15 protein-coding genes are annotated in these 21,745 nt (G+C 59.8%); 10 read left to right on the top strand and 5 right to left on the bottom strand.

Annotated elements, in window-relative coordinates:
• The coding region (locus tag VNS12_RS01870) for an Rne/Rng family ribonuclease (protein ID WP_325486142.1) at window positions 1-1,958 on the bottom strand (1,958 nt) is incomplete at its 3' end.
• A gap of 524 nt (window positions 1,959-2,482) precedes the next feature.
• On the opposite strand from VNS12_RS01870, the gene VNS12_RS01865 reads away from it, so the two are divergent.
• From VNS12_RS01865 to VNS12_RS01850, 4 genes are all read left to right on the top strand, one after another.
• Window positions 2,483-3,745: an N-acetylmuramoyl-L-alanine amidase gene (locus VNS12_RS01865; protein ID WP_325486141.1), complete on the top strand. Its 1,263-nt coding sequence runs from the start codon at window positions 2,483-2,485 to the stop codon at window positions 3,743-3,745.
• Window positions 3,746-3,869: 124 nt separating this feature from the next.
• Window positions 3,870-6,278, top strand: a complete 2,409-nt coding sequence (locus tag VNS12_RS01860; protein WP_325486140.1) for a penicillin-binding protein 1A — start codon at window positions 3,870-3,872, stop codon at window positions 6,276-6,278.
• A gap of 72 nt (window positions 6,279-6,350) precedes the next feature.
• Window positions 6,351-7,467 (top strand): peptide chain release factor 2 gene (gene prfB / locus VNS12_RS01855; RefSeq protein WP_325486139.1). Its coding sequence is split into 2 segments (ribosomal slippage): window positions 6,351-6,419 and window positions 6,421-7,467, totalling 1,116 coding nucleotides; the frame shifts between segments, so codons are not numbered across the junction.
• 87 nt (window positions 7,468-7,554) lie between these two features.
• Window positions 7,555-7,902, top strand: coding sequence for a DUF1428 domain-containing protein (locus tag VNS12_RS01850; RefSeq protein ID WP_325486138.1), 348 nt, complete (start codon window positions 7,555-7,557; stop codon window positions 7,900-7,902).
• A 44-nt stretch (window positions 7,903-7,946) separates the two neighbouring features.
• Here VNS12_RS01850 and VNS12_RS01845 read toward each other — a convergent pair whose 3' ends face one another.
• Both VNS12_RS01845 and VNS12_RS01840 read right to left on the bottom strand, forming a co-directional pair.
• Entirely contained in the window at window positions 7,947-9,101 is a 1,155-nt protein-coding gene (locus VNS12_RS01845) for a peptidoglycan DD-metalloendopeptidase family protein (protein WP_325486137.1), read from the bottom strand.
• A 46-nt stretch (window positions 9,102-9,147) separates the two neighbouring features.
• The gene (locus VNS12_RS01840; protein ID WP_325486136.1) at window positions 9,148-9,609 is read right to left on the bottom strand and encodes a peroxiredoxin; all 462 of its coding nucleotides are present in this window, start codon (window positions 9,607-9,609) and stop codon (window positions 9,148-9,150) included.
• A gap of 251 nt (window positions 9,610-9,860) precedes the next feature.
• On the opposite strand from VNS12_RS01840, the gene VNS12_RS01835 reads away from it, so the two are divergent.
• Window positions 9,861-13,250, top strand: a complete 3,390-nt coding sequence (locus tag VNS12_RS01835) for a hypothetical protein (protein WP_325486135.1) — start codon at window positions 9,861-9,863, stop codon at window positions 13,248-13,250.
• 15 nt (window positions 13,251-13,265) lie between these two features.
• On the opposite strand, the gene tyrS is transcribed toward VNS12_RS01835, so the two are convergent.
• Entirely contained in the window at window positions 13,266-14,519 is a 1,254-nt protein-coding gene (gene tyrS / locus VNS12_RS01830; protein WP_325486134.1) for a tyrosine--tRNA ligase, read from the bottom strand.
• Between the two features lie 146 nt (window positions 14,520-14,665).
• On the bottom strand, window positions 14,666-15,328 hold the full coding sequence (locus VNS12_RS01825; RefSeq protein WP_325486133.1) for an alpha/beta hydrolase: 663 nt from the start codon (window positions 15,326-15,328) through the stop codon (window positions 14,666-14,668).
• A gap of 350 nt (window positions 15,329-15,678) precedes the next feature.
• Here VNS12_RS01825 and VNS12_RS01820 point away from each other — a divergent pair, with 350 nt between their 5' ends.
• The 5 genes from VNS12_RS01820 to VNS12_RS01800 all read left to right on the top strand — a co-directional run bounded on the left by VNS12_RS01820 (window position 15,679) and on the right by VNS12_RS01800 (window position 21,733).
• Complete coding sequence (locus tag VNS12_RS01820) at window positions 15,679-16,821, top strand: cysteine desulfurase family protein (RefSeq protein WP_325486132.1); 1,143 nt, start codon at window positions 15,679-15,681, stop codon at window positions 16,819-16,821.
• Window positions 16,822-16,836: 15 nt separating this feature from the next.
• Window positions 16,837-18,357 carry a Fe-S cluster assembly protein SufB gene (gene sufB, locus VNS12_RS01815; protein WP_325486131.1) on the top strand — a complete coding sequence of 507 codons (1,521 nt, stop codon included), beginning with the start codon at window positions 16,837-16,839 and terminating at the stop codon, window positions 18,355-18,357.
• A 183-nt stretch (window positions 18,358-18,540) separates the two neighbouring features.
• Window positions 18,541-19,293 (top strand): Fe-S cluster assembly ATPase SufC, encoded by a 753-nt coding sequence (gene sufC, locus VNS12_RS01810; protein WP_325486145.1) that lies wholly within the window; start codon window positions 18,541-18,543, stop codon window positions 19,291-19,293.
• A gap of 11 nt (window positions 19,294-19,304) precedes the next feature.
• Window positions 19,305-20,516 (top strand): Fe-S cluster assembly protein SufD, encoded by a 1,212-nt coding sequence (gene sufD, locus VNS12_RS01805; protein WP_325486130.1) that lies wholly within the window; start codon window positions 19,305-19,307, stop codon window positions 20,514-20,516.
• Window positions 20,495-21,733 carry a cysteine desulfurase gene (locus VNS12_RS01800; protein WP_325486144.1) on the top strand — a complete coding sequence of 413 codons (1,239 nt, stop codon included), beginning with the start codon at window positions 20,495-20,497 and terminating at the stop codon, window positions 21,731-21,733. Before sufD ends, VNS12_RS01800 begins: the two co-directional genes overlap by 22 nt.
• The last annotated feature ends 12 nt before the right edge of the window (window positions 21,734-21,745 follow it).

Below are 21,745 nucleotides of genomic sequence, written 5' to 3'. Positions count from 1 at the left end.
GTGTCGCCGGATTCAGCATCAGGAACCGCAATCTCGGTTGCCTGGACCGTGCCTTCACCATTGCCGCGGCGACGCCGGCGGCGGCGCTTGCTGCGTCCGTTCTGCTCCTCACCGGAATCCGTATCGGACTCAGACACGGTCTCGACGGCGTCCTCGGCTTCGATATCCGCTTCGGCGTCGTCATAATCCTCCATCGAAGCAGCATCGGCGCGAATGTGCTGAACGGGCGCAGCCGCCACCGGGGCTCGTGCTTCGCCGCGTTCGATGTTGAACTGGGACCCAACCAACCCGCTCTGGGCGGAAATGGTGATCGACAGCGCATATTTGGCCTCAAGCGCCGTAAGCGAATCGCGCTTTGTATTGAGGATATAGAGCGCTACTTCGGTCGGCATGTTGACGTTGATCGATTGCCCGGGCTTGCGCAGCACGTGATCCTCGATGGCGCGCATGATCATCAGCGCGAGAGAGGACACGGACCGCACGAGGCCCGTTCCAGCACAGGTGGGGCAGGTGTGCGTCGAGCTTTCCAAGACGCCGAAGCGGATGCGCTGACGGCTCATTTCCAACAGGCCGAAATGGCTGATATGGCCGACCTGAATACGGGCACGATCGTTCTTCAGGCAATCCTTGAGCTTACGCTCGACGGCCCGGTTGTTGCGCTTTTCCTCCATGTCGATGAAGTCGATGACAATCAGCCCGGCAAGGTCGCGCAGACGCAACTGGCGGGAGATTTCCTCGGCAGCTTCGAGATTGGTCTGGAGGGCGGTGTCCTCGATATTGTGCTCTTTGGTGGCTCGGCCCGAGTTGACGTCGATGGAGACCAGAGCTTCCGTCGGATTGATCACGATGTAGCCGCCCGAGGGCAGGGTGACCTGCGGATGGAACATGGAGTCGAGCTGGGACTCTATGTTGTAGCGCGAAAAAATCGGCGCATCGTCCTTGTAGGTCTGCACATTCTTGGCATGCGAAGGCATGATCATCCGCATGAAATCCTTGGCCTCGCGGTAGCCGGCGTCGCCGGCAACGAGCACTTCGGAAATGTCCTTGTTGTACAGGTCCCGGATGGTGCGCTTGATCAGGCTTCCTTCCTCATAGACGAGGTTGGGTGCCGACGATTCCAGCGTCAACGTGCGCACGTTCTCCCACAGCCGCATCAGATATTCGAAGTCGCGCTTGACCTCGGCCTTGGTGCGCGAGGCCCCAGCCGTGCGCAAGATGACGCCCATGCCTTGCGGCACTTCGAGATCGGCGGCGATTTCCTTGAGGCGCTTGCGGTCTGCGGCGCTGGTGATCTTACGCGAAATGCCGCCACCGCGGGCGGTGTTGGGCATGAGAACCGAATAGCGTCCGGCCAGCGAAAGATAGGTGGTCAGCGCAGCGCCCTTATTGCCGCGCTCTTCCTTGACGACCTGAACCAGCAACACCTGGCGGCGCTTGATGACTTCCTGAATCTTGTATCTGCGCTGATTGCGGCGCGGCCGCTCCTGGAGGTCTTCCAGGGCGTCGCCTTCGCCGATCTGCTCGACCTTCTTGACTTCGCGCGGCAAGCCCAGCCCGTTATCGTCGCCGTTCTCACCATGTTCGTCATGATCGGAAGACTCGTCGTCGGAATCGCCGTCGTCAGCGTTATCCGCCTCGTCTTCCTCCTCTTGAGCCTCTTCCTGCGATTCCTCTTCCTCGGCGCGCATCAACGCTTCGCGATCAGCGACCGGGATTTGGTAATAATCGGGATGAATTTCGGAAAAAGCGAGGAAACCATGGCGGTTGCCGCCATATTCGACAAAGGCTGCCTGGAGGGACGGTTCGACCCGCGTCACCTTGGCGAGGTAGATATTGCCTCGCAATTGGCGCCGTTCGGCAGATTCGAAGTCGAATTCCTCTAGTCTGTTACCGCTGGTGACGACAATCCGTGTCTCTTCCGGGTGGGTGGCATCCACCAACATTCTCTTCGTGGCCATAAAATAAAACTCCGCGCACTCGCGCGCCAGACCCGGGCCGCAATCCTTGCGGGCCGCCAGCGCCATGCGAGGCGAATGACAGTATCGTGAAGGCGCACAGGGCGCCGCTTGCTTGAAGGGGAGGGGGTATGGAGCAGGGCAACGGGCTTCGGCGCGCCGGGAAATCCATCGTGCCGATTGCCAGAGAAAGACCCATTCGACCTCGTCCTCGGGAAACCGAGCCGAGCCGGCCCGGCCATTCGGACCACCATAACCGGCAGGTCCGTTATTCGTAATCGGTGCACGTCGCGCGTCATATTCCCTCAGTCGAGGCCGGCAGTGTGCCGGAGGCAACCAAGGGTTTCGCCGCAGACTCCAAAGAGCACCGCATTACAGTCATTACGGGTGTTCCGATCGGTTGGCAAGCAGCAATCGACCAGTCACCGCACGGCCAGAATGTGGCGTGAGGGGCGAGGAATTTCAAGCTGCGGCTTGCCTGAATCAGCCCGGGAATCGCATAAGAGGGCTCCGAACGGGAGTTTCCGATGTCGTTTCCGAGTATGCACGGGCGTCTGCTTGTTCTGATATTGCTGTATCTTGGCGGCTTGGCGGGCATCGCCATTGCGCAGGAAGCTGCGCCCCCGAGCGTCGAGGCAACTGCAGCCTCTGCGCCGCCACCGCTGCTGGATTCGCGGGTGACCGCAACGCAGGACCGGGCGCGCCTGGTGCTCGATCTGGGAACACCTACGGATTTTGCAGTACATACAGAAGCGGATCCTTTGCGGGTGGTCGTGCAATTGCGCGCCCAGGCCGGCGACAGCATCGAAACCCAGCCAGCCGGAGACGGACTGGTCACCGGGTATCTGGTGGAAGCACCCGCACCCGACCGTGTGCAGGTGACACTGACGCTGGCAGGTCCAGCACAGGTGCAACAATCCTATGTTCTCGAAGCCTTCGAAGATCAGCCCGCCCGGCTGGTGATCGATCTCGTGCCGGACACGGCGGAAAATTTTGCCGCCAAATTGCGCGACGCAGCAGCAGAGGAGGCAGACATTGCCTCGTCCGCAGTTCAATCGGAACTGGATAGCCAGCAAACGGCGCCCGGGGAGATAGCAACAGCAAGCGATACGGTGCGGCCATTGGTGGTTATCGACCCCGGCCATGGCGGCGTGGACGGCGGCGCCCGGGCCACCAATGGTCTGGAGGAAAAGACCATAGTTCTGGCATTTGCCTTGAAATTGCAGAGCCTGCTGGTCGAGACAGGCCGCTTCGATGTAGCGCTGACGCGGGATACCGACACCTTTCTAACTCTGTCTGACAGGCTGGCTCTGGCCCGGCAGAACCAGGCTGATCTGTTTATCTCGCTGCATGCGGATTCGTTCGATCAGCCGGATGTACGGGGCGCGTCGATCTATACGCGCGGCGATCTGGCAACCAGCGATCTGGATCGGATCCTGGCGGAGAACGAGAACAAGGTGGACCTGATTGCCGGATTTTCACCGCCCGAGGACGAGGGAGCCATCGACGTGCTGGTGGATTTCCTTTCCCGGGAAACGCGGCGTCAGTCCTATCTTGCCGGGCAGGAATTGATCGAGCAGCTTGAGCCTTCGGTGCAGCTCAGGCGGTTTCCCTTGCGGCAGGCGGATTTTTTCGTCCTCAATTCGCCGGATATCCCCTCTGTTCTGATCGAGCTGGGTTTCCTGTCCAATTCCGACGACACGCAGAACCTGACCACCGACGCGTGGCTGGATCGGGTCGCGGCGGCACTGGCGCGGGGCGTCGCGGTTTATTTTGACGGACGTTCCTGAGTCAGCGACACACGCTTTTGATAGGCGCAACGGCGGTTCCCGCGTACACGTGGCGCGGAGTCTGATAGTTTATCGCAGCGGGATTCGGCGTGAAGCGCTCGGCGCATATCCGTAAGAGAATTGAATGTTTCGACTTTTGAGCTGGCTCTTCGGTTTTGGCGTCTTTTGCGGCGTGATCGTGCTCGGCGTCGTTGGCTATTATGTCTGGCTGCTGAGCGAAGACCTGCCTGATTATACGGTGCTCACCGATTATCAGCCGCCCGTCACCACCCGCGTGCATGCCGCCGATGGCGTGCTGCTGGCAGAATTTGCCCGCGAGCGGCGGCTGTTCCAGCCGGTAGAGACCATCCCTCCGATGGTGATCGAAGCGTTCCTGTCTTCAGAAGACAAGGATTTCTACACCCATTTCGGCATCGATATTTCGGGCGTATTCCGGGCCGTTCGGGACAACGTCCAGCAGATAATTGACGGGAGTTCGGGCAACCTTTCGGGTGCTTCGACCATAACCCAACAGGTCGCGAAGAACTTTCTGCTGACCGCCGATCAGACCTGGGATCGCAAGATCAAGGAAGCCCTGCTGGCGCTCCGGATCGAAAATACCTTTTCCAAGGACAAGATTCTCGAACTTTATCTCAACGAAATCTACTTGGGCCTCAACTCGTATGGGGTTGCAGCGGCCGCGCTCAATTATTTCGACAAAGCGCTATATGAGCTGACCTACGCCGAGGCTGCCTATCTGGCGGCGCTGCCCAAGGGGCCCTCCAACTACCATCCCTTTCGCCGTCCGCAAGCGGCTATCGACCGGCGCAATTGGGTGCTCGATCGGATGGCCGAGAATGGATACATTTCGACAGAGGCCGCCCGAACCTACAAGGCCGAAAATCTCGACGTGATCCCGCGTCAAGGCGGCTCCCAGCTCTACTCGGCGGAATATTTCACCGAGGAAGTCCGGAGACAACTGGCGTCGCTCTATGGCGAGGATACGCTTTATGGCGGCGGCATGTCGGTGCGGACATCCCTTGATCCCCAGATGCAATTGCATGCTCGTAAAGCGCTGATGGACGGGCTGATCGCCTATGACCAGCGGCGGGGCGTTCATGCCGTCGAAACAACCATCGATGTGAGCGAGGATTGGGGGCAGGCGCTGGCAGCCGTTTCGCCCCTGAGCGATGTTCCGGAATGGACACTGGCGGTCGTTCTCGAAATGGAGTCCAACTCCGCGCGCATTGGCCTGCGCCCACTGATCGACATCGATGGGCGGGTGAGTTCAGCCCGGATCACAGGAACGCTGCCCGGATCAGCGGTCTCCTGGGTCAGCCAGCAACTAAGCCAGGTGCTCAGCGTGGGCGATGTAATCTATGTCGAGCCGGTGGCTGGGCAGGAGGGGACTTATATCCTGCGTCAGGTGCCCGATGTCGAAGGGGCGATCGTGGCGATGGACCCGCGAACCGGGCGCGTGCTGGCGCTGGTAGGCGGATTTTCCTTTGCCGAAAGCGAATTCAATCGCGCGACCCAGGCCATGCGCCAGCCGGGCTCCTCGTTCAAGCCGATTGTTTATGCCGCTGCGCTGGACAATGGCTATACGCCAGCGTCGGTCATTCTCGATGCGCCGCTGGAAGTGGTCAATGCCGATGGATCAGTCTGGCGACCTGAGAATTACGCACGGCAGTTCTACGGACCGCAGACCCTTCGACGGGGGATAGAGCTCTCGCGGAACGTCATGACCGTTCGGCTGGCCAAGGATCTAGGCATGCCAATGATCGAGGAATATTCGCGATTGTTCGGTGTTTACGATGACATGCCCCATGTGCTGGCAATGGCGCTGGGGGCCGGCGAGACCACCGTCATGCGCCTCACCGCGGCCTATGCGACAATGGCCAATGGCGGGCGCAAGATCACACCCACGTTGATCGATCGCATTCAGGACCGCTATGGCCAGACCATCTATCGCCACGATGAACGTATCTGCGAGGGATGCCAGCAGGCTGACTGGCATGGACAAGGCGCGCCGACGATCATCGACAGTCGCCCGCAGGTGCTCGATCCCATGACCGCCTATCAGATCACCTCGATGATGGAGGGCGTTGTGCAGCGCGGCACAGGGACGGCAGCGCGCAGGGCAGGGCGGCCGGTGGCGGGCAAGACCGGAACCACCAATGACTACAAGGATGCCTGGTTCGTGGGCTTTACGCCGGAACTAGCGGTCGGGGTCTATGTGGGTTACGACATCCCGCGCAATCTCGGATCGAACTCGACCGGCGGCGAGTTGGCCGCTCCAATCTTTGCCGATTTTGTTTCCGCAGCCCTTGAGGGCGTGCCGCCGACCCAGTTCCGGATGCCTGCAGGGATGCACACCGACTGGGTTGATATTACCACTGGCGTGGCCGGCGGGTCCGGAGTGCTCGAAGCGTTCAAGCCGGGCACTGGCCCTAACCCGATGACGTCGGTGATCGGGCTCAATTCCCAGGCCTTTGACACCATACGCTCTGACCCAGGCCGGCAGCCAATGTTCGGGACCGGCAGCCTTTTCTGACCAGGGCAGTGGTTGATTGTCGCTTTCAATATCGCTAAGTCACCTCGAAAGATCGAATTTGCGGAAAGAACGATGCGCGCAGAAGTTCTGAAGACTGTCGACGAAATCAAGCAGGTCCTAAGCCTGCTGAGGAGGCATCTTTGACTGGGATACAGCAGAAAGACGCCTCGACGAACTGAATGCCCGGACCGAGTCGGGGGAGTTGTGGAACGACCCCGAGGAAGCCCAGAAGGTGATGCGCGAGCGCCAGACGCTCGAATCGGCGATCGCCAACGTGCATTCCCTGGAAACAGGCCTCAATGACAATGTTGACCTGATCGAACTCGGCGAAGCCGAGGGCGATGCGGAAATCGTCACCGAAGCCGAAGAAGCGCTGGGCGCGCTCCAGGCCTCCGCTGCACGCATGCGCGTGGAAACCCTGCTTTCGGGCGAAGCCGACGCGAACGACTGCTATCTCGAAGTCCATTCGGGCGCGGGCGGCACCGAGAGCCAGGACTGGGCTCAGATGCTCTTTCGCATGTACACCCGGTGGGCCGAGCGGCGCGGCTTCAAGGTCGAAACCATCGAGTACAGCGCTGGCGAAGAAGCGGGCATCAAGGGCGCAACCATCGTCATCCGCGGACACAACGCCTATGGCTGGCTCAAGACTGAAAGTGGCGTGCACCGGCTGGTGCGCATCTCGCCCTATGATAGCCAGGCGCGCCGACATACCAGCTTTTCAAGCGTATGGGTCTATCCCGCGATCGACGATACGATCGATATCGATGTCAGCGAATCGGATGTGCGGATCGATACCTACCGGGCGTCGGGTGCGGGCGGGCAGCACGTCAACACGACCGACTCGGCGGTGCGCATAACTCACATTGCAACGGGCATCGTGGTTCAATGCCAGAACGAGCGCAGCCAGCACAAGAACCGGGCACAAGCCTGGGACATGCTGCGCGCCCGCCTGTACGAACTCGAATTGCAAAAGCGCGAGGAAGCGGCCAACGCCGAGGCAGCGTCCAAGACCGAGATCGGTTGGGGACACCAGATCCGCTCCTATGTTCTGCAGCCCTATCAACTGGTCAAGGACCTGCGGACGCAGGTTGAAAGCACATCGCCGTCCGATGTTCTCGATGGCGATCTCGATCAGTTCATGGAGGCCTCGCTGGCCCAGCGGCTCAATACGGAGGCCGCTGAAGGCTAGCCGCGTTCGGGATTTTTTTTCCGATGGTGTCGGATCGATAAAGGGCGGTGCGTCTTTTCTCTGCAGAACACCAGAAGGAGAAACGCCATGGCCTATATCGAAGGGTTTGTTGCTGCGGTGCCAACCGCCAACAAGGACAAGTATCTCAAGCATGTCCAGGAGGCCGCCGCTTACTTCAAGAAGCTGGGGGCAACTCGCTATGTGGAATGCTGGGGCGATGACGTGCCAAAGGGCACGCTCACCGATTTCTACAAGGCCACCCAGGCAAAGGATGACGAAACCCCGATTTTGAGCTGGGTTGAATATCCTGACAAGGCGACCCGGGATGAAGCCAATCGAAAGATGATGGAGGACCCGGACATGGACAACATGACCCTGCCTTTCGATGGTGCCCGCATGTTCTGGGGCGGTTTCATACCGATTCTTGACGAGTAGCGTTTCCGGTCAGGATCGCTCCAGCCAGCGCTGCGGAACGGCAATCAGAGATGGGAAGAGAGCGTCCGTCCGGTAGCGATGAACCGCGACGGATCGATGGCACTGCCGCCCCGGCGCACCTCGAAATGCAGGTGCGGCCCCGTTGACCGGCCGGTCGAGCCGGAGAGTCCGACTCGTTGGCCGCCCAGGATAGATTGGCCTGCCGTAACGCCGATCTGGCTCATATGCGCATAGCGCGTGGTCAGGCCATTGCCGTGGTCGATTTCCACCATTTTTCCATAGCCGCCATTTGTGCCGGCAAATACGACTTTCCCGCCAGCTGCCGCAAAGACCGGTGTGCCGGTGGTGACGCGAAAATCGATTCCCGAATGAAAAGCCGTGCGATTGAGGAAAGGATCCTTGCGGTTTCCGAAGCCCGAACTGAGGACACCGGAGCCCGGAACGGGTATTCTTATCGGTGCCGCGAGCAGCGCAGTTTTTGCCGAATGGTACCGGGCCAGCGCGTCGGCAACGGCGTTTGCTTCGTCGATGATCGATTCGCCGCTGCCACGTGCCGGGATGAATGGTCCGCCGATACCGGTCTCGGCAACCTGTGGCTCAAGACCGACCCCGCGCAGGCCGTCCAGAATTTCATTGGTCGACAGGGTTGCCGCGTCCGAGAGCGACACCAGCGCCATGCGCGTTTCATGCTGCATGGTCGAAATGCTGGCAGCCAGGGCAACGGTGTCGCTTCCGGAAAGATGCGGCTGCGGAGCAATGCTGCCGGTGATCACCGGATCGGTTGGAGTTTGGGGACTGGCAATACCCATGTCGCGGGCCATGTCGGTGAGGGCCCTGACATATTCATGCTGCTCGGACAGAACCTCCTGCTGCTGCACAAGTTCGTGCATTTGCAGGTTCATGTCGCCCATCTGGGCGTATTGGCGCGAATGCAGGCGGTCCACTTCGAGGCGCAACTCGGTAATGCGCTGCTCATAGGCATGGCTGAGCGCTGAATTGTCCTTGCGCATCAGACCGTTGATCTCTGGAGCGAAATAAAGCGCGAGGCCGGTGACTGCGTTAGTGCCGAGCAAAAGGGCGACCGCACCGGTCAGCAGCAGATATGCCGCAGAGCGATGCCGCTGTCGGGGCTGCTGCCGCCCCAGCCCGATCACGCGTTCGTCCGATTTCACCGTCACGCCCCCAGCCTCAACGATCATGTTTATGCGTTTGGGGGAACTATGCGTTTTGTTGGTTAATGGTGCGCTAACCAAGCGCCTTTATGAGTCGATCGACGTGGCCTTTGGCGCGAATGTTGGGCCATATGTGCTCGACATCGCCGTCCGGGCCAACGAGAACCGTGGAGCGGATCAGCCCCTCATAGGTTCGGCCATAATTGCGCTTTTCACCCCAGACACCAAAAGCGCTAATGGCTTTGTGTTCGGGGTCTGAGAGGAGGAGAGGCGAAAGGCCGTAATCAGCCCGGAAACGCGCCAGTTTCTCGACGCTGTCCGGTGAGATGCCAACCAGCACGATATTGCGCTGGGCGAACCAGTCGGCATGAGCGGTGAAAGCCAGATTCTGGTCGTTACACGCTGGGGTGCCAGCCTGGGGATAGAAATAGAGCAGTACCGACTTGCCTTTCTGATCGGAAAGGGTGAACTGCTCGCCTGAATCCGTAAGAAGGGTAAAGTCCGGGGCGGGCCGGCCAACAGCCAGTTCAGTCATGATTATTGCCTTTGTCGTGTATTTCGTTCTCGCCTGTGATCGGGCAGGCTATCTGTGCCATATTCAAGCCGATATGGTCAGCAACAGACAGCGTCAATAGCCGATTCTTGCGCTTTTTTCCGACGCGACTTGCATGGGACCCGCACCTGACTGTGAGTGAAACGACCCGCCCCAGGCAAGCCATTTGGGGGCCGAAGCGGCAACTGGCAATCAAGGCTTTGGCGTGGATCTGTATCGGGATCCTGATGGTCATGGCGCTGCTTTACGTTCGCCTGCTGTTTGGGCCGATCTCGCTCGGCTTCGTATCGGACAGGGTGAAAGAAGCGGTTGCCGGCATCGTCGAAGACAATTTCGCTGTTGACTGGAGCGATTTCGGACTGTCGCTGACCGGGCCGTTCAGTGTCGGATTCCATCTGTCTGCGGTCACGCTGACCGAGCCGCTGACCGATGCGGTCATTGAAATGGAAGCCCTGGAAATCGAACTTTCGCCAATAGGGCTCGCCCTGGGGCGTCCGAATGCGCGGGTCATCCTGATCGAGCCGCGCTTCCAGACGCTGCAAAGCCTGCTGGGGCCCCAACTTACTCGTTTCGAACTGCTCGATGATGAACAGACCGGCGAAGCTGTGGTCCGGATCATGGAAGGCGGAGAGCAGGCGCCGGCGGTCCAGATCGGTGATGAGGGACTGTTGCTGGACGGGCTCGTTGGCGGCGAGATCGGGCTGAAATCGGACAATGACTGGCTGGTTCTCAATGTAGAGGCGCTCAATCAGGTCCTCGCGCAACTGTCGGACCAGGCGATGGCAGGGCAAATTCGGCGGCTCGACATCCGTGACGGGGCGGTCGGGGTGCTCGACACAGTGTATGGGCTCTACAAATCGTTTGAACATGTCGATCTCGCCATAAGAGCAGGGAGGATCGACGGGCGTATCTCTGCGTCGTTTTCAGCCGAAATTGGCGGACAAACCATGGAAGGCGAAATCATACGCCGCCTCACCGGGGACGGGGCAAGCATCACCGCCGATATCCGCAACATCGATTTTTCAACCGTCGCGCCGTTCCTGGACGATGCCAACAGCCTGGCGGCCTTGCGGGGCGCGGGGCGGTTGGGGCTGGCTGTGGATTTCGAATCTGGCGAGGGCGGTGCGTTGAAAGGGGGGCGGTTTACTGTCGACATTGACGGCACCAAACTTCGCCTCAACAACGATCAATTTCGGATCGCGGCCGAACCGTTCGACATCGAATGGCTGCCTGCCCAGTCGCGCTTTAGCGTTTCCGATGTCGATTTCGTCATCGGCCAGAGCCGCGGCACGCTCGACGCCGATATCGTCATGGGATTTGATACACAGTTCGGCCCAACCCTGGGTATGTCTGTGCGCGGACGGGACCTGTGGCTGCATCCCGACGATCTGGATGCGCCTGCCGAGCCGTTCGATGACGTTCATTTCGAAGGGTGGTCCGCCCCGCTCTATGGCGCCATCGGCATCGACCGAATGGTGGTTGCCAAAGATGAAATGGGCATCGTGATGCAGGGACGCATCGATATGGTGCGCGACGGGGTGGGGCTGGACGTCACCCTGAGCGGGCGGGGCGCCTCAGCCGACGACATCAAGCGCCTCTGGCCGTATCTGTTTGCCCGGGAAGGGCGCGAGTGGTTCACATCCTATGTGTCTGATGGACGGGTCAGCGCGGCGGATATGCGTTTCAGGTTTCCTGTGGGCAGTATTTCCCTCGATGGGGAACAGCGCCCCATGCCACAAGGCGCCATGCAGATCGATTTGAAAGGCAGCGACGTTCAATTGCTGCCTCTCGATGGACTGCCGGAATTTCAGGTGGATGGCGAAGCGCAACTGACCATGCGCGACAATCAACTGACCATGGCGTTCGAGCGCGCCAGAGTTCCTGAATTCGGCGCTGCCATCGCGATCGAAAACGCGGCCTATATCAACCAGGATGTATCGGCCACCGAACAGATTTTCGAAGTGTCGGGGGATGTTTCCGGTCCCGTTCCGGCCATTCTGGGCGCGGCCAGCGGCGATTCGATGACTCTGCTGGATGATTTCGATACGGACATCGATCTCGCGCAACTCGCCCGGGACCTGTCGGGGCAGGTAGCGACAACCGTGATCGCCACCATCGCGACAGACGATACCGGGCGGCTGGTAAGCACCGATTATGCGCTCAACGGCGTCATCAGCAACCTGGCCAGTGTAAGGCCCATCCAGGGATTCAGCTTTTCTGATTCCAGCCTTGCCTTCACCGCCTCGCAGGAAGGATTTCGCGTCCTGGGCGACGCCAATGTGGGAACTCAAGGCGTCGGCGAAGCCCGGATCGAGATCGAAGCGGCGCAATCGGGCGATGCGGCCCCGCAATTTGTGATCGGCTCGACGCTGAACGTGGCTGATGCTGCCGCGTTCGGGATAGACCTTTCGGAATTCATGCAAGGCAGCGTGAGGGTTACCGCGCGTCCCGTTGCTGACGGACGCATCGAACTCGCTGCCGATCTGGCCGACACAGCGCTGACCATCAGCGATATCGGCGTTTCCAAACAACGCGGGACCAGCGGGCAACTCGATGCCGTGATAAGGCTCGATGACTCGGAAATATCGGTATCCGACCTGTCTCTGGCATTTGGCACGGTCCGGCTGCAAGGCGATATGCTTTTTGGAACAAGCGGCGATCTGCGCTCCGCCAGTTTTTCCAATTTCCAGATCAGCCCCGGCGACAGCGCCCGCGTCAGCATGAGCCCCATCGATGGGGGATATGCGTTTGCTGTGCAGGGCGAACAGCTCGACATCAAGCCGGTGCTCAAGCGCTTCTTCAACCTGGAAGGCGACACCACGGCGGCGGCGAGCACCGATCTGCAGGACCAGATTTTCAATGTGCGGGTCAATCTGGACCGGGCACTGGGATATTACGGAACGGCAGCCTTCAATGTCGACCTCGATATCTCGGTGCAAGGCGAGCAACTGCGGCGGATCAATTTGGCGGCCCAGTTCGGCGGCGACCGATCCGCTTCCGCAACCACCAATCCGCTGTCTTCAGGACGGGTGATTTCCTACGCCACCAATGATCTGGGGCAGACGCTGCGGTTCATCGGCGTCTATCCACGCCTCGCGGGCGGGGAAGGCAGCATGGTGATGCGCTATAACCCGGCGACCAATACGGACACGGGCGAATTTGCCGTCCGCAATTTTGCCATCGTCGATGAAGGCAATCTCGGGGTGATCATCGGCTCACACGATGAATCGCGGCAGGCGGTCGGCGGCGCATCGGCAATCGAGTTCGATTTCGGCCGGGCGGAATTTGTGCGCTATTCCGACCGCATCGAAGTGGTCGATGCGCTGGTTCACAGTGATATGGTGGGGGGCACCATACGCGGAAATGTACTGACAGAGGCGGGCCGTTACGATCTGGCTGGAACCTATGTGCCGCTGTTCGGGCTGAACAATTTCTTCCAGAAAATCCCGCTGCTCGGACCCTTGTTCGGCGGACGGGAAGGCGAGGGGCTGATCGGAGTGACATTTGCTGTGCGCGGGCCGCTCGACGATCCTCAATTGCTGGTCAATCCGGTGTCCATTCTCGCGCCGGGCGTTTTCCGCACCCTGTTCGAGTATCGGGCCGCCAACCAGGGCGGCCCGTAGATGCTCTAACGGCCGTCACACAGGCTTGAGCAGCACGTGGCGCTTCCGGCCGACCGAGAGCTTGATGACGCCTTCGGCAAGCACGTTGGCTTCACCGAGCGTCATTTTTTCGTCGGTGACAACGTCGTCATTGACCCGAAGTGCCCCGGCCTGAATGTGCCTGCGAGCCTCGCCATTGGAGCCGGCCAGGCCAGCCGTTACCGTGGCTGCAAGAATGCCGAGGCCGCCCCGTAGCGCTGACCAGCCGATCTGGATCGTGGGCAGGGACAGATCGATCTGCCCAGCTTCAAAGACGGCGATGGCTGTGGCGGCGGCGTCATCGGCAGCCTGCCGTCCATGGACCAACGCCGTCACTTCGGTCGCCAGGATCTTCTTGGCCTCATTGATGTCGGTCGCCATGCCGCCGACGATGCGGGCGATCTCGTCGAGGGGGAGAGTCGTGAAGAGTTTCAGGAACTTTTCGACGTCATCGTCCTCGGTGTTGCGCCAGAACTGCCAGAATTCATAGACTGACAGCGCGTCGGCATTCAGCCACACGGCGCCGTTGGCGGTCTTGCCCATCTTCTGGCCGGATGCGGTCGTGAGCAGCGGCGAGGTGAGAGCATAGAACTGGGTGCCAAGCATGCGATGGCCCAGATCAAGGCCATTGACGATGTTGCCCCACTGGTCCGAGCCGCCCATCTGCAACGTGCAGCCATAGCGCTGGTTGAGCTCGACGAAGTCGTAAGCCTGCAGGATCATGTAGTTGAATTCGAGAAAGCTCAGCGACTGTTCGCGGTCCAGCCGTGTCTTGACCGATTCGAAGCTCAGCATGCGGTTGACCGAGAAGTGCCTGCCCACGTCGCGAAGAAATTCGACATAGGAAAGGCCGAGAAGCCAGTCGGCATTGTTGGCCATCACAGCGTGTTGCGGACCGTCGCCGAATTCAAGAAAATTGCTGAACTTGAGCTTGATGCCTTCGATGTTGGCGGCAATGTCGTCAATCGTCAGCAGCTTGCGCGCTTCGTCCTTGAAGGACGGATCGCCAATCATGCCGGTGCCGCCGCCCATCAGGGCGATGGGCCGGTGTCCGGTACGCTGCATCCAGTGCAGCATCATGATCTGCATGAGGTGCCCGACATGGAGACTGGCCGCTGTCGGATCGTAGCCGATATAGCCAGTGACGACCTCGGTCGAAAATTTCTTGTCCAGAGCTTCAGGATCGGAAATCTGGTGGATGAACCCGCGTTCCGACAAGGTGTGGAGGAATTCTGATTTAAACTGCGTCATTGGTCTTGATTCCAGAGCGTTGGGGCTGCCCGGCAAGGCTTGCCGGGCTGGTTGGGCTCGAAATCATCCCGTTTCTCAGGCGCCCTTGCCGCCCAGGATGAGCTTCGCCGGGGTGCTGATCGGCACCCCAATACGATCGCAGGGTATTAGCGTCCGCCGCCGGCGGCGATCTCGGCCCGGCGACGGTCGAGATACTCGCCGCAAGCCCCGATCAGTTCATCGACGCGGTCTTCATAGAAGTGGTTGGCCCCTTCAACGATCTGCTGCTCGATGGTGATACCCTTCTGAAGCTTGAGCTTGTCCACAAGCTTTTGAACGGCCTCGGGCGGAGCCACACGGTCCTTGTCCCCATGGATAATCAGGCCCGAGGACGGGCAGGGGGCCAGAAACGAAAAATCATACAGATTTTCAGGGGGCGACACGGAAATGAAGCCTTCGACTTCGGGCCGCCGCATCAGCAGCTGCATGCCAATCCAGGCGCCGAACGAAAAGCCGGCGATCCAGCAGCCACGGCTTTCGCGATTGAGCGCCTGCAGCCAGTCGAGCGCGGCAGCGGCGTCAGACAACTCGCCAACACCATGATCGAAGATGCCCTGAGAGCGGCCGACGCCGCGCGAATTGAAGCGCAGGACCGCAAAGCCACGCTCAACAAACATATAGAAGAGATTGTACACGATCTGATTGTTCATCGTGCCGCCAAACTGGGGGTGCGGATGAAGCACGATCGCAACGGGCGCGTTGGGCTCCTTGCCCGGCTGATACCGGCCTTCTATGCGCCCTTCGGGTCCGTTGAAAATCACTTCAGGCATCTACTCTTACCTTTACGCTAAAGCCGATCGCTGCCGAATCAGGCAGACTTGGGCTGCTCTTTCCTGTACGGTAGCGCTGCTGAAAAGGAGGCGCTTTCGCCTCCATCTCGCGGCGTTCCGCATGAGCGGGCCGCAAGGGAGCCATGTGACGGCGGACGCTGGCTTGACGAATGGGCCGGGTGTCCATAAAACTGACCGTCATACCAGTTTAGAACTGTTCCAAACGGGTTTTCGAGCCGGCTCCCCGGCGATGTTGAGCGCTCCTTTTACTTAAGGAGTGAGTCGAATTTCAAGGACTGTTTGCTGTAGGGCCCTCCAAACCGGCCTGTTGCAGCCAGGTTGATGGATCGATGAGCACATATCTCGACCATAATGCTTCGGCGCCGCTGTTGCAGCAAGCGGGCGCAGCGATACAGGCCGCGCTTGCGATGACGGGCAATCCGTCGTCGGTGCACGGCCAGGGGCGGGCCCTGCGTGCGCTTATCGACACTGCTCGCGAGACAGTGGCGGCACGGACGGGCGCGGACGCCAAACAGGTTGTGTTCACCGGTTCCGCAACAGAAGCGATCACGCAAGCCATCGTAGGCGGCGTAAAGGCTTTCGGCGTTGACGGTGTCGCGGTCTGCGCGACGGACCACGCCGCTGCACTCCGGGCTGCCGAAGAATGTGGCGTTCCAGTCCACTCGATCGGCGTCGATTCCGAGGGGATCATTGACCTTGCGGCGCTGCTGACCTTGATCGATAGGGCGGATGCCGCCGGGGAAAAGCTGCTGGTGACGATCGCCTGGGTGAACAACGAGACCGGTGTAATCCAGCCCCGGTCGCGCATCGAGGCGATGGTGGGGCCCTCCCCTCATATTCTTGTCATCGATGCAGTGCAGGCTTTGGGGAAACTGGCTCTGGACTTTGCCGCTTCACCTACCGATATGATGGCTATATCAGCCCATAAGATCGGCGGCCCGGCGGGCGTTGGCGCGCTCCTGGTAAAAGGACATGCCGACACCGTCAGGCTTGTGCCGGGTGGCGGGCAGGAACAGGGGCGGCGTGGGGGCACGGAATCGGCAGCATTGATCGCTGGTTTCGGCGCAGCGTGTGATGCTTTCCCTGCAGCCTTTGACGCTGAGCGCGTTGCGGGGCTGGTTTCGGAATTTGAAACGAGATTGCTGGCTGCGGCACCGGATGCGGTGATTTTTTCCCGCGCGGCCGAGCGAATCGGCACCACCGTCAACTTCGCGGTGCCCGGGATCAGAAACACGGTGGCGATGATGGGGCTCGATCTGGCCGGCATCGCCGTTTCGTCAGGCTCGGCGTGTTCGTCGGGCAAGGTAGGACGCTCCCATGTGCTCAGCGCAATGGGTGTGACGCCTGAATTAAGTGAGTGCGGCCTGAGGGCCAGCTTCGGCTGGTCGTCGCGGGCCGAAGATATCGACGCCTTCTTCATGGCGTTTGAAACCGTTCTGAGCCGTCATCACCGCAACGGCGCGGCGGCTTAGTACCAGGAGACCTTTATGTCCGACTATGACATTCCGACCCTCAAGGAAAACATCGACCGTGCCACGGTTGACCAGGTGCTTGCGCTCGATGTCGACAAGTACAAATACGGGTTCGAGACCATTGTAGAGACCGAAAAGGCGCCCAAGGGCCTCGACGAGGACACGGTGCGCTTCATCTCGGCCAAGAAGGGCGAGCCCGAATGGATGCTCGAATGGCGTCTGGAAGCGTTTCGCCGCTGGCAGACGCTCGACGAGCCCACCTGGGCCCGGGTGTCGTATCCCGCGATCGACTTTCAGGATCAGTATTACTACGCCGCGCCCAAGAGCGTAAAAGGGCCGATGAGCCTCGACGAGGTCGATCCCGAGCTTTTGCGGACCTATGAAAAGCTCGGCATTCCGCTCTCGGAGCAGAAGATCCTTGCTGGTGTTCAAGAGCCGGAAGGAACGCCCTTCAGCGGCAACGTCGCCGTGGACGCAGTGTTCGACTCGGTGTCCGTCATCACGACGTTCCGTGAGGAATTGGCCAAGCACGGCATAATCTTCTGTTCGATTTCGGAAGCAATCCGCGAATATCCCGACCTGGTCAAAAAGTACCTCGGCTCGGTGGTTCCGGTAACCGACAACTTCTACGCGACACTCAATTCGGCGGTCTTTACCGACGGGTCCTTCGTGTACATCCCCAAGGGTGTGCGGTGCCCGATGGAGCTTTCGACCTACTTCCGCATCAACGAGCCCAATACCGGCCAGTTCGAGCGCACGCTCATCATCGCCGAGGAAGGCTCCTATGTGAGCTATCTGGAAGGCTGTACCGCGCCGATGCGCGACGAAAACCAGCTTCACGCCGCCGTTGTGGAGCTGGTCGCGCTCGATGATGCCGAAATCAAGTATTCGACGGTTCAGAACTGGTATCCCGGCGACAGCGAAGGCAAGGGCGGAATTTACAATTTCGTGACCAAGCGCGGCGAGTGCCGGGGCAAAAATTCCAAGATCAGCTGGACGCAGGTGGAAACCGGTTCGGCGATCACCTGGAAGTACCCGAGCTGCATCCTCAAGGGTGACGGCTCGCGCGGTGAATTTTATTCCATCGCGATTTCCAACGGCAAGCAGCAGATCGACTCGGGCACCAAGATGGTCCACCTGGGCAAGAACACCTCGTCGCGCATCATCTCCAAAGGGATCGCGGCCGGTCGTTCGGAAAACACCTATCGCGGCCAGGTCTCGTCCCACCGCAAGGCGACCAATGCGCGAAACTTCACCCAGTGTGACAGCCTGTTGATCGGCGATCGCTGCGGGGCGCATACGATTCCCTATATCGAGAGCCGGAATTCCTCGACGGTCTTCGAGCACGAAGCGACGACGTCCAAGATTTCCGACGATCAGATGTTCTACTGCACCCAGCGCGGTCTGTCGGAAGAGGAGGCCGTGGCGCTGATCGTCAATGGGTTCGTCCGCGACGTGCTGCAACATCTACCCATGGAATTCATGGTGGAGACGCAGAAGCTTATCGGGATTTCGCTGGAAGGCAGCGTGGGCTGACCCAACCGGCGCGGCGCAAATATCGGCCCTTGCAGCAAGCGGCCGGTATCGGCGCACGAACATCCCGTCTGGACCTATATGGGTCGTGACGCTGCAAGACGGCGTCTATTGAATTGAAAAGAACACAGACCGTCTCGATCCGTTCGAAGACGAAGAAATCGGAGAAGCCAAATGAGCACCCCGTTGCTTGAGATCAAGAACCTGCACGTGCGTGTCGAGGACAATGAAATCCTCAAAGGCGTCAATCTGACGCTCAATCCCGGTGAGGTTCACGCCATCATGGGCCGCAACGGCTCGGGCAAGTCGACATTGTCGTATGTTCTCGCCGGCAAGGATGATTATGAGATCACCGAGGGCCAGATTCTGTTCGGCGGCGAAGACCTGCTGGAGATGGATTCGTCCGAACGGGCCGTGGCCGGCCTGTTCCTCGCCTTCCAGTACCCGATCGAAATTCCTGGCGTTTCGACCATGACCTTCCTCAAGGCGGCAATGAATGCGCAGCGCAAGGGCCGCGGCGAAAGCGAACTGACCACGCCCGAGTTCATGAAGGCGATCAAGGACGCGTCAGCTCTGCTCGAATTCAAGCAGGACATGCTGCGCCGCCCGCTCAATGTCGGCTTTTCCGGTGGTGAGAAAAAGCGCGCCGAAATTCTCCAGATGGCGCTGCTTCAGCCGAGCCTGTGCATTCTCGACGAAACCGATTCCGGGCTCGACATCGACGCACTCAAGGTGGTTTCCGATGGCGTGAACAAGCTGCGTTCGCCCGAACGTTCGATGTTGATCATCACCCACTACCAGCGTCTGCTCAACTACATCGTGCCTGACGTGGTGCACGTGTTCTCCGATGGCCGTATCGTGGAAACGGGCGACAAGGATCTTGCCTTGCAGCTTGAAGCCAAGGGCTATGCCGATTTCGATGAGACCAACGCAGCCTGAGGATTGATGCCGTGAATATTCAAACGCCGGTTCGTCTGAGCGGCGCCGAGGAGAGTCTCGTCGCCCAACTCGAAAGCGTCGGGGCGACCGATGCTGCCGAGCGCCTGCGGGGTATCGGCTTGCCGACCCGCAGGATAGAAACCTATCACTATACCGATCTCAAGACGCTGCTTGGGAAGATTCCGCCGCTGGCCGGGGCCGCTGAGGCAATGAGCGCACCTGCAATCGATATTCCGGGATCGTACCGGATTGTCGTTGCCAATGGCGTCGTGCAGTCGGCCTCGACCGCGCCTGCGGGCATCATCGTGGGCAAGGTCGCTGGATCGGTGCTCACCACCCGGGACGATGCCCTGGTGCGCCTCAATGCTGCACTTGCTTCGGAATCGCTCAATCTGGAACTTTCCGGTTCCGTCGATCCGGTCATCCATGTGGATCATCGCATGGAAGGCGACGCCGTCCATGTGCAGTCTGGCACCAAGATTCACGTAGCGAGCGGCTCAACCGCAACCATCATCGAGACGGTTTCCGGGAGCAATGCCGCCCATATGGGCAATCTTGGCAGCTACGTATCGCTCGGCGACCATGCGGAAGTGACTCATATCCTGGTCGATCTTTCGGCAGAGGCTGCCACCCATTTCGCAACTGTGGAATACAGGCTCGCCGGGAGCGCGCAACTGCGGTCCGTCGTCATCAATGCCGGCGCGCATCTGGCCCGCACCAATGTTTACGCCGAATTCGCCGGCGAATTGGCCCATGGTGACTTTTTCGGCCTCAACGCCGTCGACACCGATGAGCACAAGGACATCACCATCGACATCACCCACGCGGTGCCCAACACCACATCCACCGAGTTGTACAAGCAGGTGGCGCGTGGCCGGGGCAGGGCGGTCTTCCAGGGCAAGATCAACGTGGCCCAGGATGCACAGAAGACCGACGCCAAGATGATGACGCAAGGGCTGATGCTCTCGGAGGAATCCGAGATTCTCACCAAGCCCGAACTGGAAATCTTCGCCGACGACGTTGTGTGCGGACACGGGGCTACCTGTGGCGACCTCAACGAGGACTGGCTGTTTTATCTCATCAGCCGAGGCATTCCGCGGGACGAAGCGGAAACCATCCTCATTCGTGCTTTTCTTGAGGAAATCGTTGAAGCAGTGGAAAACGAATACGTCGCCGAAGCCCTTTCTGGTGTCGTTGAAGGCTGGCTGAAAAAGGACGTCTGATGGCTTTGGATCTTGCAGCGGTACGTGCAGACTTTCCCATTCTCAAGGAAATGATCCACGATCGACGACTGGTGTATCTCGACTCCGGCGCGTCGGCACAAAAACCGCTGCGGGTCCTGGAGCGTATGGATCATGCCTATCGGCATGAATACGCCAACGTCCATCGCGGGCTGCATACGCTGGCCAATCGGGCGACTGACGGGTTTGAGGGCGCGCGGGAAAAAGTGCGCGCGTTCCTCAATGCGGAGCGGGTTGAGGAAATCATCTTCACCCGCTCGGCGACGGAAGCCATCAATCTGGTTGCCTCGTCCTTTGTCGGCCCCAGCATCGGCGAAGGGGATGAAATCGTCATTTCGATTGCCGAGCATCACTCCAACATCGTTCCTTGGCACTTTCACCGGGAACGCAAGGGTGCGGTGATCAAATGGGTCGATGTCGCCGATGATGGCAGCTTTGACCTCGACGCCTTTGCTGCATCGCTGACAGACCGGACAAAGTTTGTCGCCATAACCCATATGTCCAACGTTCTGGGCACCATCACCCCTGCCAAACAGATCGTCGAGGTCGCCCATGCAAAAGGCATCCCGGTGTTGATCGACGGCACTCAGGCCGTGGTTCACAGCAAGGTCGACATACAGGACATCGGTGCAGACTTTTACGTCTTTACCGGGCACAAGCTCTACGGTCCGACCGGGATCGGGGTTCTGTACGGAAAATATGACCTTTTGGCCGAGATGCAGCCCTTCCTGGGGGGCGGGGAAATGATCGAGGAGGTGACGATGGAAACCGTCACCTACAACGAGCCCCCGCATCGACTGGAGGCAGGAACGCCGCCAATCGTGGAAGCCATAGGCCTGGGTGCAGCCATCGATTACGTCGAGGCGCTGGGCCGCGATGCCATCGTGGCGCACGAGCAGGACGTGGTTGCATACGCTGCAGAACAACTGTCCCGCATCAACACCTTGCGTATGATCGGCACGGCGCCGGGCAAGGGCGGGATATTTTCGTTTGTTATGGAAGGCGCTCACGCCCACGATGTATCGACCATCCTCGACCGGTATGGGGTAGCGGTGCGGGCCGGCACCCATTGCGCCATGCCTCTGCTCCAGAGATTTGGGGCGACCTCTACATGTCGGGCTTCTTTTGCCCTATATAATGGCAAGGACGACGTGGACGTGCTTGTCGAGGCGATCGAAAAGGCCCGTTCCTTCTTTTAAGGCTGGATAGTC

Origin of the sequence: Pelagibacterium sp., assembly GCF_035555455.1 — a bacterium.
Classification (GTDB): domain Bacteria; phylum Pseudomonadota; class Alphaproteobacteria; order Rhizobiales; family Devosiaceae; genus Pelagibacterium.
The sequence above is the reverse complement of the archived record's forward strand: the minus strand, read 5'-3'. Positions and strand labels throughout refer to the sequence as shown.